The organism is Flavobacterium sp. (genome assembly GCF_029242675.1).
Taxonomy (GTDB): Bacteria; Bacteroidota; Bacteroidia; order Flavobacteriales; family Flavobacteriaceae; genus Flavobacterium.
This window is the reverse complement of sequence record NZ_JAQWTM010000040.1, coordinates 1-19,128: the sequence shown is the minus strand read 5'-3', so window position 1 is coordinate 19,128 and position 19,128 is coordinate 1. Positions and strand designations below refer to the sequence as shown.

The 19,128-nt window shown below is 35.1% G+C and carries 14 protein-coding genes and 1 tRNA gene; 5 read left to right on the top strand and 10 right to left on the bottom strand.

Going from position 1 to position 19,128, the window contains the following annotated elements:
• The 8 genes from P8M54_RS01745 to P8M54_RS01710 all read right to left on the bottom strand — a co-directional run.
• Positions 1-280, bottom strand: a 280-nt coding sequence (locus P8M54_RS01745; RefSeq protein WP_300284327.1) for a hypothetical protein, incomplete at its 3' end; no start/stop codon positions are given.
• Between the two features lie 48 nt (positions 281-328).
• Positions 329-5,062, bottom strand: a complete 4,734-nt coding sequence (locus tag P8M54_RS01740) for a hypothetical protein (RefSeq protein ID WP_300284324.1) — start codon at positions 5,060-5,062, stop codon at positions 329-331.
• A gap of 695 nt (positions 5,063-5,757) precedes the next feature.
• A tRNA-Ser gene (locus P8M54_RS01735) sits at positions 5,758-5,842 on the bottom strand.
• A gap of 56 nt (positions 5,843-5,898) precedes the next feature.
• Positions 5,899-6,927 (bottom strand): asparaginase, encoded by a 1,029-nt coding sequence (locus P8M54_RS01730; RefSeq protein WP_300284322.1) that lies wholly within the window; start codon positions 6,925-6,927, stop codon positions 5,899-5,901.
• Positions 6,911-8,053 carry a 1-acyl-sn-glycerol-3-phosphate acyltransferase gene (locus P8M54_RS01725; RefSeq protein WP_300284320.1) on the bottom strand — a complete coding sequence of 381 codons (1,143 nt, stop codon included), beginning with the start codon at positions 8,051-8,053 and terminating at the stop codon, positions 6,911-6,913. The genes P8M54_RS01730 and P8M54_RS01725 overlap by 17 nt, the downstream gene beginning before the upstream one ends.
• Positions 8,054-8,114: 61 nt before the next feature.
• Complete coding sequence (locus P8M54_RS01720) at positions 8,115-8,882, bottom strand: TatD family hydrolase (protein ID WP_300284318.1); 768 nt, start codon at positions 8,880-8,882, stop codon at positions 8,115-8,117.
• Between the two features lie 140 nt (positions 8,883-9,022).
• A complete protein-coding gene (locus tag P8M54_RS01715; protein WP_300284316.1) occupies positions 9,023-9,748 on the bottom strand; it encodes a tetratricopeptide repeat protein in 726 nt (241 codons plus the stop codon).
• Between the two features lie 2 nt (positions 9,749-9,750).
• The gene (locus tag P8M54_RS01710; RefSeq protein WP_300284314.1) at positions 9,751-10,335 is read right to left on the bottom strand and encodes a sigma-70 family RNA polymerase sigma factor; all 585 of its coding nucleotides are present in this window, start codon (positions 10,333-10,335) and stop codon (positions 9,751-9,753) included.
• Positions 10,336-10,767: 432 nt separating this feature from the next.
• Here P8M54_RS01710 and P8M54_RS01705 point away from each other — a divergent pair, with 432 nt between their 5' ends.
• From P8M54_RS01705 to P8M54_RS01690, 4 genes are all read left to right on the top strand, one after another.
• Complete coding sequence (locus P8M54_RS01705; RefSeq protein ID WP_300284312.1) at positions 10,768-12,645, top strand: OmpA family protein; 1,878 nt, start codon at positions 10,768-10,770, stop codon at positions 12,643-12,645.
• Positions 12,646-12,883: 238 nt separating this feature from the next.
• Positions 12,884-13,516 (top strand): hypothetical protein, encoded by a 633-nt coding sequence (locus tag P8M54_RS01700; protein ID WP_300284310.1) that lies wholly within the window; start codon positions 12,884-12,886, stop codon positions 13,514-13,516.
• A 67-nt stretch (positions 13,517-13,583) separates the two neighbouring features.
• Positions 13,584-14,594: a hypothetical protein gene (locus P8M54_RS01695; protein ID WP_300284308.1), complete on the top strand. Its 1,011-nt coding sequence runs from the start codon at positions 13,584-13,586 to the stop codon at positions 14,592-14,594.
• 188 nt (positions 14,595-14,782) lie between these two features.
• The gene (locus P8M54_RS01690; RefSeq protein WP_300284306.1) at positions 14,783-16,285 is read left to right on the top strand and encodes a PKD domain-containing protein; all 1,503 of its coding nucleotides are present in this window, start codon (positions 14,783-14,785) and stop codon (positions 16,283-16,285) included.
• 172 nt (positions 16,286-16,457) lie between these two features.
• On the opposite strand, the gene P8M54_RS01685 is transcribed toward P8M54_RS01690, so the two are convergent.
• Together P8M54_RS01685 and P8M54_RS01680 are read right to left on the bottom strand one after the other, a co-directional pair.
• Positions 16,458-17,156, bottom strand: a complete 699-nt coding sequence (locus P8M54_RS01685; protein WP_300284305.1) for a hypothetical protein — start codon at positions 17,154-17,156, stop codon at positions 16,458-16,460.
• A gap of 20 nt (positions 17,157-17,176) precedes the next feature.
• Positions 17,177-17,980, bottom strand: a complete 804-nt coding sequence (locus P8M54_RS01680) for a hypothetical protein (protein WP_300284303.1) — start codon at positions 17,978-17,980, stop codon at positions 17,177-17,179.
• Positions 17,981-18,253: 273 nt separating this feature from the next.
• Between P8M54_RS01680 and P8M54_RS01675 the strand changes: the two genes are divergently transcribed.
• Positions 18,254-19,003, top strand: a complete 750-nt coding sequence (locus tag P8M54_RS01675) for a DNA-binding response regulator (RefSeq protein WP_300284301.1) — start codon at positions 18,254-18,256, stop codon at positions 19,001-19,003.
• Positions 19,004-19,128: the final 125 nt, after the last annotated feature.

Genomic DNA, 19,128 nt, shown 5'->3' with positions numbered 1-19,128 from the left:
TCTTCTTCTCAACGGGCTGCTGTAGCGTTATTTTATCACGAATAATAGTGTAACGTTTCAGCTCGTAACCATAAATATTTAATTTTCGCCATGCCTTAGCCGTTGTAACCGCCCATCTCAACATGATCTTACCATCTTGTTGCGGCCTAGCCGTAACCATGATTTGTGGATCTTGAACGATTAGTGAGTCAGCTGTTTGTGAACTAACACTTGGCGTTACAAAATAACAAGCGATAATTAGTAGTATAAAAAAGCTTCTATTTTTTAAATTTAAATTCATATCATATTGCGATTACGCTTTTATTTTGTTTTCTCTATTTACCTAATTTTAGTACGGATTGGTATACGTAAATATAGCCGAGCTCCCTTTAATATTTCCTGGTAAAACATATTGCATCTTCACTTTGTAATCCCCTCTTTTAATAGATGGAAATATACCGTTAATAATGTACTTGTATTTTTGAACTTCTTGTTGATATTGATCTGCGTTATTCAAGTAGGTGTTAATTATTTTATACTGTACATCCATAAAATCTTGCTTATAATAGAAAGGCAAATTATATCGATAAGGCATCCTCGTATCTAATAGTGAATACGTGGGATTGTTCTCTAAATAACTAGCATACCAGGTTAATATATCAATAGCTTTTTTAGGGACAATACCCAATAGGTCTGTGTTTCTATCAAAAGTAAATTGGGGCTTAAGCGGATATCCTTGATAGATCAATGGATAAATACTGTCAATATAGTAACCATCATCTAAAACCGCCTCGGCAGACACTAATGGAACCGATGCTGTAGTAGGACTTCCTACTAGTTCTGACAATGAAAACCTTTCAGATGACTTTACATCGGTTTGAATAGCATGCACATCAGAATATATTGGTTCCAACAAATTTTTCTTAACGCGTTTGTCTTCAATTTTTTCAGCAAATGTGTTGTAAGCACTAGTTGTAAAATCATATACAAGCACATCTACAGTAGTACCTTCTTGAACAACTGCTTCGGCTTGACGATTTTTAACCTCTATAGTATTTCCTTCTTGACCAGTATTAGTAGACGTATAGTTTACTTCTTTTGGTCCTGTGCTGTTCGTTTCAGCTGGAGGCGAACTAACTACTTTCAGTGTATATTTTTTATTATTATTCATTTTCGAAAAATTAAATTGCACTAAGTCCTTACTCTCATCATAAGAAAGCGCAGAAGACTTAATGATACTACCTTCACTCTCAAAAGAAAGCTCTTGTGACCACGAAGAGCTTGGTTGAAATAAATAACCTTGACCACGTTTCAATTTCACATAACCACTGTTGCGCTCTGCTTGATAGAAATATTCTTGATCAACAACAGGATAAGCATATTCGATATTAGTTAGAGGAATTGTTTTAGGGGCCTCACCAGTAGTAAACATAATGTCCTTTACTTCTTTTGCCACCTGTCCATTTTCTTGTAATGTGATCCAGTTTTGCCCTTGCTTTTCTTGGAAACTTACTGCTACACTAACAGCAATAGGGCTGTTTTGTGGTAGAACATCTTTAGAAACGAAATTAGCCGCATCCTTACTTTCATTCCATACAATTGTTCCTTCAATAGCTTTCCCATTACTTGCTACTGTGTATTTATCTAGTAAAATTCGGTAGGTCTTAATTCCTTTGTCATCTTCTAATTCAAATGGTGTATCTACACGCATATTAAATACCACTTGAGGTACGGCAAATACATCTACATCACTACTACCCTCTTCTGGATTAACATCTGAAATAATTTTCATGCCACCTAAAGCAGACCCACCCACTAGTTCGCATTCTTTACCCAACTCTATTTTAAATCTAAAACGCCCTTTGACCAGACCTCCTAAAAGATTAAAATATCCTCCCATGTATCCTCTAAACCAAGCCGGATTAGGTAATTTTGCTTGCATCAAAACTGCTGCACCAGCTTTAATGATTGGAATTTTCTTTTTGACAAATAATATTTTAACCTTGATTCCCAACTCTCCTTGTAAATAGGCATAAGCTTGACCATTTGCATACCAGCCATCGATTCCTATTGGTCCGCTACCTTCACAAGCTGCTTCTCCATAGTCCTTTATCATAATATCAAAACCTAGTCCAGCTTGAAAACGAGCATAAAAGACCAAAAATGACATATCTCCAGTATCCAAGCTTAAATTCATACCAAATGCAAAACCTCGACCGTTACCTAAGGCATTTAAATCACGCATATAATCTAAAGATTGCATATCTACACCTAGAATTTCTGCTACTACGGCGGGTGGAGGTGGACTACCTGGAATATTGTCCCCAATCATTAAATAAGAAGAGGCCTCAAGAGCAAAGCTCCCTATACCTAATTTCAAACCAACTCTATCTGAGGGCGTTCCTACATGTAAATACCATTCATCTGGTGCTGCGTGAAATACTGCCCACCCAGCCCTACCTTTAGGCCCTACACCCTGAAACAATCCTCCTGGCGTATTGACAAAAATCTCCATTTCACTATGGAAAACATGATTTGCAAAATCCATTTCCATAGAAAAATTAGCATCAATTCCTATATCGAAGGTTAATCCTTCTTGAGGAAACGCAACTTTGCTATATTCAACTAGGTTACTTTCTTTTAGTTTATTTATTGCACTATTATTGGCACCTAAAGCATTAATCTTCTCCTCCATCTTAGCCAACTTCTCTTTGAATTTATCTCCAAATTTAAAATCCAATGCTTTCACAATATGCCCTTCTCCAAAGAAAGAAACTCTATTCAATCCACCATGTCCATTGAAAGCCATTTCGAATCCCACTTTACCATTAAAAGCTTTCTCATTTGCTAATGCGAACCCTACCAATGCTCTGAAGCCTAATCCTGAATTGACATCTGGAACATAAGATAATCCTGAAGGCACTCCTGCTGCCGTTTCACCTACTTTTTTTGTCATTTTATAATATGCTCCTCCACCAAAACCGTTAACTATTGCTGGACCAATATAAACCTTAGCTGGAGAATTTGATAAATCGGCATATGCATCTACGTACCAGTATCTAAAGTCAGTTTTACCAAACCAAGCAGATGCTGTAACTTTAATGCTATTGAAGTCAGCGTCTAATTGCCCATAAAATCCATTACCATAAACAGGATCGTTATCTTTTATATCTACAAATCCTTTCATTTTTATTGCCCCTAGATCTGCCTCAATAGAAATCCGATCAATCTTAACCCGATCATATTTCCAGCGACTTAAACCTTGGTCTTCCTTAAAGCTACCAATAACAGATAAAGATGTTCCTCCGGCAAAACCTTTGTCCATCATATTTACATCTACTGCAAAATGGAGAGAAGCTTCGGTATCATTAGCCGTTAAACCTATTTCTGAAATTGTAACTGGGAAATTTGCAAATTTAACTTCGCCTTCATACCCTAAATAATCGACTTCAAAATAAGGACTTTCTGTTTGAAGTTGTAAATTTTGAAAAGTTACTCCCTTAAAATCAACTGTTTTTTTTGTGGTGTCTGTTTTTGAATTGCTAGCTTGAATTTCTAGACTACCATGAAGTACGGCCTTAGGTCTAAACTTCTTATCTTTAACTTTTAATTCAACATAAGAATCAGCAGTTAAGATCGCTTTAGCTTGGAAAACATTAAAAGATATGGCACTGTTTGAAGTAACTTTCAATAGATACTCATCATTAACTGGATCTATTAATGACCTATATATCAGTGCTTTTTCTTTAACTTCAGCACCGTCTTTATTTGCTAATTCGTCTTTACTAATTTCCCTAGTAATGGGCAGTACTATTTTTCCGTTAAAGTTAGCTGCTACCAAGCTATTTGTCTCAAAAGCAGCTTCAATATGGTCAACGGAGAACTGCCACTTTGAGGCATCACCCTCACTAAGAGGCAAAATATTATCAACTGCAAACTTACCTGATACACCAAGCCCATCAATAAGAAGATCTGCAGCAGTAAAAACTATCCTTTCTTTACTGTTTCTTTTTTTAAATTGTTCTGGCAAAAGGACTTTTAATGATTTAACATATACTCCCCTCCACAACTGCTCATTACCGGGAATGAGATACTTTTGATATCCTGCAGGAAAGACGACATCTGGTGAATTACGAATATCACTAAAATCAAACACTGCCTTATTTACTTCAAAGATTAGCCCTGCCTTACCTATTCCATCCGTGCTTCCTTCCTTAGTTATTTGAAAGGCAGGCAAATCTATTTCTACTAGAATATCACTCCAGTCACTCACCACCGTCTTAAAGTGACCTGTAACCAGCGTATTGAGATAGCCACTATCTTCAATTTCCTTCTTAGGGATTACACGATAATTTTTGTCTAAGGGCTCTAGCATGTCTCTAGAAAAAACTACATCTGCTGAAATCCCTAAATCCTTAAACCCACTACAGTCAATGGTTACATAGGTTTGCTTGGTAATATCACCGGTTTTCATATCTAGACCACCTTTAAGAATCACCATCGTTTTTCCTCCATTAAAAGAAATGGGCATATCTCCAAGTAGTACTAAATTAGCTTCACCATAAATCCCTCCTTTGTGAGATAATTTAATATTCTCAGCACCAAAAAAAAGTTGCTTTTGCTTACCATTAGCGTCTGACTGTTGTATCGTTATTTTAACGAAGGCTGAAATTTCGGTATATTCCGGCGTAAAACGAGCTTTGCTTATTCCTAAAGTATAGGTGACGTTTCCTATCTTTTTCTTTATACCTATTGGTAGCGAAACCAAATTATTGGGAGACACCAAATCGATAAAATTTTGACTTGCCTCTAATTCGTCCATGACTGCTTTTGCCTCTAAAATCTTATCATTAGTGGGATCATCATTGATAAAAAGTTTACTGATATTTTTTTCATCGAAAGCAGCGTCGGTATTGAAATCACCGCTAGTTAGCAGAACAACACTGTTTAGTGGCGAATTAATTTTAGGAGTTGAATGTACTGTTTTGGGCGGATTTATCGGGCTATTAGCATGTGCTTCATTAGCCAAAGTAGAAAGTATAAAACAGAATAAAGCTAGAAATATAGTAATTTTTTTAATCATCGTATGTTAGACTAATTATAGTATTGATAAGACATTTCGATACTGTATAAATCAAAACTTCTTCATGTATACTTCTAAATTATAATGTAATACCAATTAGCCCACTTAATTGATCAGATGATTGAAAATCAGCAACCAGCATAGAGTAACAAGATTCTTTAATTTAGCACCAATCACAAGGATCTATAACAAACGAAATTGGAATAATGAAAATACATATCCTAATTTCCCACAAAATTAATCAAATTTTTATAACTTATTTAGTTTTTTTTTAATATCTTTAAACTTACAAAGTTAAACGTTTTGCTATTTCAAAAATCCTCTAAATATATATCGTTTTTCGCATCAATTTACTACAAATATACACTACAATTATAGCATACTATTGCTGTAGTTTTGTCCTGTCAGATTCACAATTAAATTGAATTGAAATCAGCCAATTTTTAAAATTTTATTATGTTAAACAAATTATTCTAAAAGCTAAAACAATAATATTCCCCTTTCAAGAGAAATTATATGTTTGCAGAGAAGGAAAAGGATTAACTTCGTTGATCCCACTAAGGGGCGTCTCACAAAGAAATAATGCTTGGCATTCCATGCCTGAACCTTTTTTGTTTTATAGCTTAGCCAAACTAAAAAGTTTGACACGCCATAAAACAAAAAATGCTCCCCTTTCAGGAAGCATTATTTCTTTGCAGAGAGAAAGGGATTCGAACCCTCGATATGTTGCCATATACACGCTTTCCAAGCGTGCGCCTTCAGCCACTCGGCCACCTCTCTATTTTGGTTTGCAAATAACACTAAAAAAACTGACTTACAAAAGCAATTTCTAATTATTATATCATCTCACCTCGCAACGGACTTTCAAAAACCTCCTTGAACTGCTCAGGTGCAATATCTTGTTGCAATAAATACATTAACTTGGTAATTGCAGCCTCCGTAGTGATGTCTTTTCCAGAGATAACTCCTATTTCTTTTAATGAAGTACTCGTTTCATATTGCCCCATATTAACACTGCCTCCGGAACATTGGGTTACATTAATAATGTGCAAACCATTTTGAATGGCTTTAGTCAACAATGATATAAACCAATCCTCAGTAGGTGCATTACCCGAGCCATAGGTTTCCAATATAACTCCTTTTAAGTTCGCAATATTTAGTATTGCTGCCACCACCATTTGGCTTATACCAGGGAATATTTTTATGATGACTACATTAGAATCCAACACTTTGTGAACCATTAACTTGGCCGGATCTTTTTGTGGTAAAAATAATTCGGGCCACTTTTTTAAATGAACACCTGACTCTATTAAGTGTGGGTAATTAGGTGAGGTAAACGCTTTAAAATGTTCGGCATTTATTTTCGTGGTTCGGTTTCCTCTATACAGTTTGTATTCAAAATAGAGGCAAACTTCACTAATAACCGGCGCATTATTTTCTTGTAAGGAAGCAATTTGAATGGCGGTTATTAAATTTTCTTTAGCATCCGTACGCAAGTCTCCAATGGGCAATTGTGAACCCGTAAAAATAACTGGCTTGGCTAAATTCTCTAACATAAAACTCAATGCTGAAGCGGAATAAGACATCGTATCCGAACCATGTAAGACCACAAAACCATTAAACCGCTCGTAATTAGATTCAATTGCCGTCGCTATCTTTGCCCATTCTGCAGGGTTCATATTCGATGAATCAATAGGATCTTCAAACGAAAGCGTCTCTATCTCGCAATCTAATTGTTTAAGTTCAGGGATTCGTTGTAACAACTTATTGAAATTAAACGCTTTTAGCGCCCCCGTTTCAAAGTCTTTACTCATACCGATGGTTCCACCAGTGTATAGCAGTAATATTTTAGCTTTTGAGCTCATTGCTGTACTTTAATTGATTAACTACTGGATTTGCATACATATCCAGTAAACCCTGTAAAGCAACTGGGTTTTCGGCATCAATTCGCATTTCGAGTCTACGCTCAAAAAGGGACTTTTCGCTTTCGGTATAGCGATCAGCGTAGGTTGTACCTTTATTGACTATATCGTAAGCGATATAATTCGTTGGCCATAATTTATACGATTGCAAAATGGAATCGTCAATCACTTGCGCTAAGGCCTGAATTTGCTTATTATTATTATCTACCTCAGCTTGTATTTTGCTAATTTCCTGATCTAATACGTCACCAATGTGAATGTGAATGCGTTTTTTCGGCCCCATAATTCCACTTAGTAAGGTCATGAAGTCCTCGTTCTTTTCTTTCACATAAACTTCGTTGTTGGTCTCTGCCAGTAATTGTGGGATTTTCAAAACATCAGTAGGATCATATTCGTAGGATATAGCAACAGGAACTATTTTCAGCTTTTTGAAATAGTCCATTAAATTTGCTTCATCAGATCCCATAGCGAGCATTTTCAATACTCCGGGATTAGTAGCATCATTACCATCTTTAGTTCTTCCTTCGCGTTGCGCGATCCAAACAGAACGATTTTCATGCTGAATTAAATGCCCAATGTATTCTGATAAAGTTTTTGAGCTTGTTAACATTTCCCTTGGTGACAAACCTCGTTGAACCAAGAAATTACGGTTCATTTTGGCCAATACATTCAAGAAATCTTTTTGTACTAGATTGTCTCCAATGGCTGATGCGGTCATCACTAACCCATGTTCAAATAAAGACACATTTAATAAGGTAGTATCTAAAACGATATCCCTATGGTTGGAAACAAAAAGATAAGACTCCCCTTTTTCTAGTTTTTCGAAACCTGAGGTTGTTAAGCCATCAGAACTGTTCTCTAAAACTTTTTGGATGGTATGGTATATAAAATTACATTGGAAATCGCGAATGGAATGTGTTTTTGAAAGCTGCTCTTTCCAAACCGACTCATCGACTTCAGGAAAGGTAAAACCCATCATCGCCTTCATCATCGGATGGTTTTTTACATTTAAAATGGCCTCATTTATTTCAGAATCATAAAAGGGTCTGATGGCATCAAATTTTTGCATTATTGGTTATTTTAGGTCACAAATGAACAAAAAAAATATTAATTTCTAGCTAATTACCCTCTCAAATGCCAAAAACAGCTTTAGAGTTTTCAGTGGTAATTGCTGCGATTTCAGCAGGCGAAACACTATAGATAGATGCTAATTTATCTACAACATTTACGAGGTAACTACTCTCATTGCGTTTGCCTCGAAAAGGAACAGGAGCTAAATATGGCGCATCCGTCTCTAACACAATGTGCTTCAAGTCGATTTGGTCCAAAAACTGATCTATCTTACCATTTTTAAAAGTTACAACACCACCAATTCCTAATTTCATATTATAAGAGATCGCTTGTAACGCTTGCTCATAGTTCCCTGAAAAACAATGAAATATTCCGTATAAATCCGCCGATTTTTCTTCTTCTAAAATAGCGAAAATCTCATCAAATGCGTCTCTACCGTGAATAACGATTGGTAATTTATATTTTTTAGCTAATTGGATTTGCTTTCTAAAAGCATCTTGTTGCTCTTGTAAATGTGTTTTATCCCAATACAAATCGATCCCAATTTCGCCTATAGCGTAGAATTTCCTTTTTGCCAATTCTTCCTCGACATGCTGCAATTCGTCAAGATAATTGTCTTTTACATGCGTGGGATGTAATCCCATCATCAAGAACATGTTTTCTGGGTAATTACGTTCCAGTTCGTACATACTTTGTGTAAAAGTCGAATCGATCGCCGGAATAAAAAACCGTGAAACGCCCGCGTCAATAGCTCTTTGAATCATTTCGTTGCGGTCTTCGTTAAACTCTTCGGAATATAAATGGGTGTGCGTATCGGTAATTATCATTATACTGTATTTGAAGCGTCAAATTTACAACTATTACGCAAAAAATGCACCAAGACATCTAAAAGGAAACCTAAGAAAACTAACATTTCTTACGCAACTCTCTTAAGTCTTGGTGCATCCTAAGTTGATGAACCAGAAATTTAATCTAACTTTTTCAATAATTTTTCAACCTGCTCATAATTTTCATAATCTTGAGGAATAGTCAATAAAATGGACTTGCATGCTGCATACTCTTTTTGTTTTAACTTCGACAGCGCCAAGCTCCAAATAGCTTTATTTTTATAAATAGAGTTTCCTGATTTTATATCATTAAAAATAAGGTCGGCTTCTTTAATTTTATTTGTTTCTAACAAAGCAACTCCATAATAATACTGTAGCTCAACCGTGTTCTTTTGTTTTAAAACAACTTCAAAAAGCGGAATTGCCTCTTCGTATTTTTTAGCATTAAAGGCTGTTTCTAACTGTTTCGCTTTTACATCAGCATCAGCTCGCTCAGTAAAATAGGCGTTTTCGTATTGATTGTAATCCTCAAATGCTGGATGTGAATTAGAATTAAAAACATATACTCCAAAAAGCAAAGCAACAGAGGCTGCAGCCATGTACATCCAAGGTTTGAACTGTACTACTTTCTTTTTTGGTTCCTTAAAATGATCTTTGGACACCGCTTTTAAGGTCTCTACAAAAGCATTTCTTTCCTTCTCAAGGCCAAACTTAACCTCCAACTGCTCATTTACTTGCTGGAAACTAGCAAATGCAGCAGCCAACTCCTGATTCTGGATCAACTCTTTTTCAAAATTTATTTTGTCTGCGTCCGACAATTCCCCTTGTAGGTATTGATCGAAAACTAGGTAGTTTTCTTCGTTCATGGCTAGGTAAGTTTTAAAGATTTAAAGCGACTATTTTCCTGAATCCACTGCGTTAATTGCCCCGTACACAAAGATTTTTTCTTGCGCACATATCCGTAAGTAACGTTGAGTTTCTCAGCCACCTCTTCCATCGATTTAATGGTAAAACTAAGCTTTAATACTTCCTGGCATTTTTCGCCTAACTTCTGGAACATGGCATCAAACAATTGTTGCTTCTCTTCGAATAATTCAGTTTCGGCAACCATATCTGTAGTGGATTCATTAATAGATGGTTGATCCTCGTTTATTGTTACCCCTTTGTTAGACGCTTTTTTCAGTTCGTTCAGCCATTTCCTTTTGCACAATAAAAAAAAGTAGGCATCAAAAGGGCAAGTTAACTGTAAACTTTTGGCTTTGGCTTGATTAAATAACAAGATCATTATCTCCTGAACAACGTCTTGCGCTTGATCCTCATCGCCCGAGTTGTTCCTTATATAGGAAACCACCTTGGGAACAAACTTTTTATATATGGATTGAATTACTGCCGAATTATTGTTAGCAAGTCCATCAATATAGGATTGGTCGGGATGCAGTATCGTTTTGTCCATAGCAAAAATTTTATTGGCTAATGTAAAAAAAGAAAATCAAATATTTTTCTATTTAAGGGGTAACAATTCTAAAACCATATTGATATAGTACTATAAATCAAATGCATGTTCATTACAAAACTGAAAATATGAAATAGAAAATCAAAAAAGCAGCTACTCGTTCGCAGGTTGAATTCAAAAAATTATCACCATGTAAAAAAAAATAGAAAACAAGGGGTAACAATTCAAAACCAAAATTGATATAGTAGTATAAAACCAATACCAATTCATTATTAATAAAAACATGAAAAAGTATATCAAAAAAATAAGACGCTATTTCACCAAAGTAATTTGGAAAATTATCACCCGGTAAAAAAACAAAAAAAGGGGGTAACAATTCAAAACCAAAATTGATATAGTAAAAAAAACAACAACCAAATAAAAACGTACACCATGAAAACAAATTTCAAAATTATTTTAGCAATGCTTTTAATCGGAATGGGATTCCAAAACACAAAAGCACAAGTTTCAAAAGTAGCTGACAAAGTAGCTCAAAAAACAGAATGGCAATTTTCAACTAGAGCGGGATATGATTTCCCTTCCTATAAAGAAGATTTTAAGTACATTGATTATAAAGGAGGCGTAATGGGCGGTGTCTCTATAAACCATTATTGGAAATGGTTTGGATTACAAACCGACTTTGACTACATCAAAAATAGTCCCAAAAGCAACATCACTGATCCATTTTATATCAGCAACACGGCCACAGCAGTAGCGGAACCGTACACAGATTTGACCGTTACAAAAAACGATATTACTAGAATGTTTGTAGGAGCAGGACCTTCTTTTAGACACCTAAGTAAAAACAATAAGTTTCAAGCTGAACTATCTTTACTTGCTGGTTTAGGAACTATCGATGGTGGAGAAATATTGGTCGAAGCAAAGAGAAAAACCGGAAGTGTAGATGTGCTTACCTACCACTCGGGATGGGACAAACAAAATCTATTAGCCGGAAAAGGACAAGCTCGATTCACCTACTTCTTTAACCAACACTGGGGGATACATGCAGGAGCGTATTACATGCACTATTTTGGTGGTGCACAAGAATCAGCTAAAAACGAAATACTTGTAAGCAAAGGATATTTAGCTGCAGGAAGCACACAACAAGTTTATTATTATGAAGCTGGAACTACTGCGACACAAGTACAAACTTCAGGTGGTCAAAACAACACGATTAATGCGTTTAACAACCAGCAAATCATTCGTGACAACAGGCCGGGAACTGCCAACTCAACTGATTTGAGACAAAAAATCGATTTATCTTCTATTGCCGCTTTTGGTGGATTAACCTACCGTTTTGGACCATCAAAAAAAGCACCAAAAGAAATTGTTGAAGAAACTAAAATAGCTCCAGTAGAAAAGAAATATTGTATTCAAACTACGGCTAAAGATAAATTCACAAATGAGATTTTACCAAATACCGATGTATCGATCAAAGATTCAAAAGGAATCGTCCTAAAAACAGCTAAAACGGATGCCTTTGGAGTAGTACAATTCTGTGATCTTTTACCTAACGACTATACAATTGAAGGGATGTACAACGAAGTGGCACTTGAGGGTAACACGGCTAAGAAATCGGAATTTACAAATGACAAAACACTAATAAAAGATGTTTTATATGCTGACAGCAATTTTATCATCAAAGGAAAAGCAGTAATATGTAACACTAATATTGCTATCGATGGAGTAACTATTGTACTTAAAAACAACCAATCAGCAATGCAGAAAAATAGTAATACCAATCAAAAAGGCGAATTTTCATTTCAAGCATTACAAAACACCAACTACAGTATTTATGGTAAAAAAGAAAATTATTTATCTCAAACGATGACTATCCTTACCAAAGACTATGATCGTAATAAAACATTATTCATTCAATTAGAAATATGTATGGATGCTGCTGATTGTGGAACTGCAATAGCATTAAAAAACATTCATTATGACCTAGGTAAATTCTTTATTAGAGAAGATGCAAAACCTGAATTGGATCGATTAGTACAATTTATGAATGACAACCCAGCGGTTAAAGTAGAGCTATCGTCACACACTGATTCAAGAGCTTCAAATGCTTACAATCAAACGTTATCACAATATAGAGCTGATGCAGCAGTAGACTACATCACTTCTCAAGGAATCTCAAGAGCACGTTTAACTGGAAAAGGATATGGAGAATCTAAATTACTAAACCGTTGCGCTGATGGCGTTGAATGCTCAGAAGTAGAACACCAAGCCAACCGAAGAACTGAGGTAAAAGTAATTTGCCCACAATAAAACAATAATATAATTCAAATTAAAAAGCGGTGAAATTTTCACCGCTTTTTGCTTTTACATAAACGTCTAATATTCCCTTTTTACAAAACACAGGCTGCTAAATTCTAGTACTCAAAAAAATCCCGGAAGCACAAGATAAAAAAAACAAAATAATTGAAATTAAGGGGTAACAAAAAACAAACCTGATTGATATAACTATATAAATCAAGTTTAACCATTACTCTAAAAAATAGAAATCATGAAAACACTAAAAAACATTTTCACAAAATTAAACAACGCTTCAAAATCAATTGTAGCACTGGGACTTCTTACTCTTACTTTTAGCTGCACGCCACCGCCAACACCATCAGCATGTAGCACTACTGGTTCTGATTTTCAAACGCTTTTCAACAACATTCTAACTAGTGTTCCCATGCACGATGATTATGTTACCATGGATCTAACCACACATGAATACACATTTACCATGTTAGCAAACAAAAATATTTGTAAAATAGGCTACCAAGGAAACGCGAACTTATTCGCTGCAAACGTTGCCTACACGATCGAAATTTATGACAATACTGCGAGCATGGTAGTTTACTCTGGTAATCATCTATTTAATTCGGCTTTTACTGATTACGTTACTCCAACTGGCGCTACAGTAGTTTTACAAAACGGCCATTCCTATACCATTAAAAGAATAGCTTCTAACTATTTAGGCAATATTGGAAATACTATTGGTAGAATATGTCGATACAATACTGGTGGCTTACCATCAGCATCAATCACAACAGGCGCCTTTATGCAAATTACTGGATCTAATTTTTACGGTACAGGCGGTCCGCTACCTTCTTTTGGAATCCCCTACATTGATATCATCTTTCAATAAAAACAATATCATATTAATAATAAAAACCAAAAAATTTAAAAAACAACTATTAAAAACACTAGAAATCATGAAAACACAAAAATTAAAAAACCCGGTACAAAATCTGAAAAATGCTGCTCTTTTACTTCTTGCTACAATTACTTTAGTAAGCTGTAACAAAGAGGAAATCTCCAATCTAAAACCAACAGCAGCAAAATTTGCAGCCATTAGAGAAACGGCCCTAGAGCATCAAACACAAAACTTTAACGCTACTGCTGGAGCCGGAACAATCACTCTAACATCAGCAAAAGGAGTCATCATCACTTTAAACGGTAACGCCCTTACTAAAAATGGAAACCCCGTAACTGGAGCCATTGATATTACTTATATTGAATTTTTCGATAAAGGAACTATGCTTGTTACCAACAAACCAACTATAGGACTTATGGCTAATGGCAATAAAAGCATATTGAAATCAGGTGGCGAATTTTTCATAAGCGCCTCACAAGCAGGAGTAGCTTTAGTTTCAACGGGAGTAATTCAACTTCAAATTCCTGCTCATTTAACAGGGACTGTTGACACCGGAATGGTATTTTGGACAGGCAACACGAATGATGAAGAAAATCTAGTTTGGGAACAACCTACACCCTTACCTTTAAATGCTGGATTTGGGCCAGAACGAGGAAATGTTGGATTTAATCACACCAATTATAATATGACTTTTGGAACTTTTGGATGGACAAACGTTGACCGTTTTATGAGCGACCCAAGACCCAAAACTACTATTTTAGTGGAAGCTCCTACAGGATACGACGATACCAACTCCGCTATTTACCTATCATATGATGGTGAAGGTCAAAATGCATTAGCCAAATTAGACACCTATAACTCTACTACAGCACAATTTAGTGAGCATTATGGCCAAATCCCAATTGGATTAGCTTGCCATGTGATTTTCGCAACAGAAGATAATGGGCAATGGAGATACGCTATCAAAGCGGTAACAGTTCAAGCAAATGATGTATATACATTCACTTTAGCTGAAACAATAGTTGGAACCGAAGGGCAACTCATAGCAGCAATCAATGCAATTCAATAAAAGAAATAACATATTTTTAACTAAAGCGGTGATTTGTTCATCGCTTTTTTTTACATTTAGTACTTTAATGTATTCGTATTCTCCTTTTTAGGAGCTAATCCTGCTATCCGTTATATCTTTTTATTGTATCGTAAAAACGATTCAATAAAAAGGATGCCACTACTATCAGGGCTAAAAACTATCTAGTTATGAAACAACTTTTAGTGCTTTTCATTTTCCTATATTTCCAATTTTCACCAGCACAATCAAAAGCCAAAGACACGATTACGCGTAGAGCAACTATCAATTACAATCAAAATAAAAATGTGGTTTCTTATAAACCAACTACGCCGCCTCTTATACCTATTTCAGGAGCACCAAAACCAAGTTATTCCTACTTATGGGAATTAGGCGATGGGCACTACAGTAAAGAAGCAGAGCCTAAACATGTATATAGAAACAAAGGGACTTATACCACCCAACTATCCGTGACTAATAATTATGACAACGGGAAACCTCCAGCCACACGTCCTAAAAAAGTAGTTGTAAACGAAATATCAGATGAGAAATACAATGAAATAGCGTCTATCGAAAATCAAAATGGATTCACCATTCAAAAAAATTGTGATCCCATACCTGATCAAGAAATAGTAGTCATTGTTAGCTACCAAAACCTAGAGAACTACGTATCCGACGGGAAACTGTATCTGTTTTACAACGAAAAACAATTTAAAAACAACAATTTTGAATTCTCCAACGTTCGAACCTATGCAGGCGAAAGTGAAGTACAAGAAAACACTATAGCATCAGTGGATGCTGTCGAAGACTCCCATTCTTATTTAGCATCGAATGCAAGTTCATCTTTGGCTACAGCCAAAAAATACGAAACCACAACTACCCAAATTGATTTAGATGCGACCTTACGCAATTCGTATGCGATGTATAAAAATGTATCCATTTTAGAATTTGAAGGAGCCAACCCAAAAGAAACTCGTAATGTGTTTTACACTTTAAAAACAACTCCTGAAATGATCAAAGACACCAGTGCCACCGTCACCATGCGCGGTATATTTGTCCCAAATCGAAGTTTTAAAAACCACAAAGTAGTTAATCTTGAAATGGAAATTGTAACCTCTCATGATCCCAACAAAATGGGATCTAATGGTAGCTTTTTAAATTACAGGCTAGTGCGTTTTAGAAAAGTAAATTTCAAAACACGATTTCAAAATAACGGCGAAGGTCCAGCGAGAATGATTCGGTTAGAGACGGATATTCCCGACATGTTCGATAAAAAAACTTTTAAAGTAGAGGACATGTATCCCAAATGTCCTATTTGTCCCAAAGACGAAGTGCCAACAGTAAGTTGCTTGGATACCATCATCAAACAAAAACAAATCTTTTTAACCTTTAAAAATATTTATTTACCCGGAAGCGAACAAAAAAATGTTACCGAAAAAGACAGTACGAAAGGCTTTGTAAAATACTCCATGAAATTCAATAAAAACTTTCATAAAGTGAATACCAAAAGTAGAACTGCAATTATTTTTGATAAAAACGAACCCATAATAACCAATTACGCCACTACCCGATTCTTACCTGGAATTTCGATTGGCGCTAAAGCTGGTTATAATTATTTTCACAGTTTAGAGAATGCGACTAGCTATTTCGTGGGAGCGACAATTTCGCCTTTCAAATCGTATCGTTTTTATTGACCCCCTGAAAAAACACTGTAGTAACTATCAAGCGCAGTGTTGACTACGTTTATGTATTTCTACAAATTATTATTAAAGTAATACGTTCACATAAACAAAAAGGCGGTCAATAAAAGACTACCTTTTTGTTTAATATAAGAATGTAATAAAAACAGCTAGAGTACAAAAAAAATTAATTTTGAGTTATAACAGTTTTTATAGCGTCTTCAATAACTGGTATACCTACTACAGCACCAACACAAGCAAAAATACCAACCATGGTTGCTCTTGTACATTTTACTGCATTACCACCTTGCATACCAGCCATAGTAGCACAAAGATCCAATTCAGCAGCTACAGCTTCTGTAGCAAGAGGTACCGCAGCACCATCAGTAGAAGCTACAACTAATGCATCTCCTGCGACAGCTGCAGTCGAGCAAAAAAGATAAACATACAATTTTGGAGCAAAAACACCAACTCCCATACAGGCAGCATACCCCGTCAATGTTGCTCCCATACATTCTAAAACCTTAACGATGGTCCCCGCATTATTTTCAATAACTTTGGTTAATATAGCTTTCTGTGTATCCACATTATACTGTAATAACTCAGGATAATCAATTCGCATCTTAACGGCGAATTCATTGGTTGCTGAGTTGAAGTCTGTTAGGTACGCTTTTTCGCTTTCGTTTACAGTTACTGCATTCGCTTTCATGAAATTATTTAAATACCTCACTTTAAATTTATTGATTAATAATTTTTGTACATTTATGTCTGTAGACATTTTAGTAACCAGTTCCTCTTGCGGAGTGATACCAGATGTTCTTGCGTTAGAAGAATTGGAGATTAACAGTGTACAACTTGTTAATACTAGTAAAATTATTTTTTTCATGTGATTGAGATTTATTTGGTTTAAAATATCATTCTTTTTGGAACAAATGCGATGTAAATGTAACGATGTCTGTTTGTTCCTAAGCTATAAGTTGCTCCTTGCCCGGCACAAGCATTACATTCCCCTACATACCTGCTCTCAAAAGTTACCGACTGACTAATCGATTTATTGGAATTTCTTAGCATAAAACTTCTTTGGCTAGCTGGAAAATTTTGATAATAATTTACTAAATTTAATTGAGTTTGGATATCATCCATATTTGAACCATTACCTGTGATCATTTGCTTAGTAGGTATGCCATTGTAAAGATTTGGCTGATTGCCAGTATTACCGATAAAATGGTGAACTACTGCAGTTGTAGCACTTCTCCAAACAAACATAAAATATAATTTATGATTATAATTCAATTGCTCATGGCGAAGACCATTTGGTAATGTCCAACTATCAGTTATCAATGCAGTCTTTGCTGTGTTTGACAAACTTGTGCCTTGTTCTGGTAAACCAGTTTTTTTATAATAGGAACTAAATTCACTATTGGTTTTCAAGTATAGTTCTAAATCTTTTTCTGTTTTACTAATTACCGCTCTGTTATTGGGAAAATCAAAATGAACATGAAATGCATTTTTAACTGCGTCTTGTTTTTCTTCTAACGTAGTTAGCGTTTTACCATTTATAACGTATGTCAAATCTTCGTAAATTCCAGTTTCGCTCTCTCGCTCATGTGTAGATAACAAATCTTTTGTTTCTAAATCGCTAGTAGCACAGCTTACCTGCAATAGCGACGCAAATAAAAAGAATACCATTACAATTTTTCTCTTATTCATAATATAATTATTAAATTTCCCTACTCTTTCATTGGTTTTTCGGGTTACACCATCAATAATTGCAAAATAATTAAAAGAAACACGTCTGCTTCAACATTAATATTAAGAATTATTTAACAAATATAACACAATAAAAAAGTGCTTAAATATCGCAAACGGCAACTACATATTTATTTTGGACATTAAATTACCATAAATAGGCACTTAATGTATTAAAATTGCTTTAATCAATAAAATCTAGTACATTAGGTTGCAAAAACCACTAAGACCAAAATGAATAAAAAAACAATAATACTAGTTGAGGACAATCCCGAGAATGCAAATTATATGCAAACCATTCTCACCAAAGAAGCGTTTGAGGTAATTACTGGCGTGGCTACTTATGAACAAGCCCTAGTTGCAATAAATGAATTGCAACCAATACTTGTTTTAATAGACATACAACTCAATAAAAAAAAGGACGGAGTTGATATTGGGAATTATTTATTAGAACTAGGGACAACACCTTTTATATATGTTTCCTCTTGCACTGATCCTGAAAATATAGAGCGGGTAAAAGCGACACGACCTTACGGTTTTTTAGTAAAACCATTTAAACCAATAGACCTAACTACAACGGTTGCCATTGTAATTAGTAATTTTAAATATAGAAATATAGAAATAACAAGCAAAAATTTTACAAGCAACAACAACCACATACCATTTGTATTGCAGCAGGTTATTACTTACATCGACCAAAATTTAGACAAAAAGATTGAAGTAAATCAACTCGTTGCATTAACCAACTGGGAACAACGAAATTTTAGAAGGATTTTTATGAAGTATTTACTTTTTAGTCCATACCAATACGTCATTGCACTAAAAATAGAGCGGTCCTTATCCTTACTTAAAAATCCAGAGATCCCTATGAATCAAATTGCGCTTGAGCTTGGTTTTAAAAATTACAGTAATTTTTTTGTAGCATTTAAAAAAAATAGGAACGAAACACCTGAAGATTATAGAAATAAACAATTTTTTAAATAAATTTATGCTGCTTATTTACACATAAATAACAACTGTTGTACCTTGATTTAAACCTGATTCGAATAGCATAGTGCCGCCATGCAAGGCTACCAACTCTTTAGAATACATCAGCCCAAAACCACCCT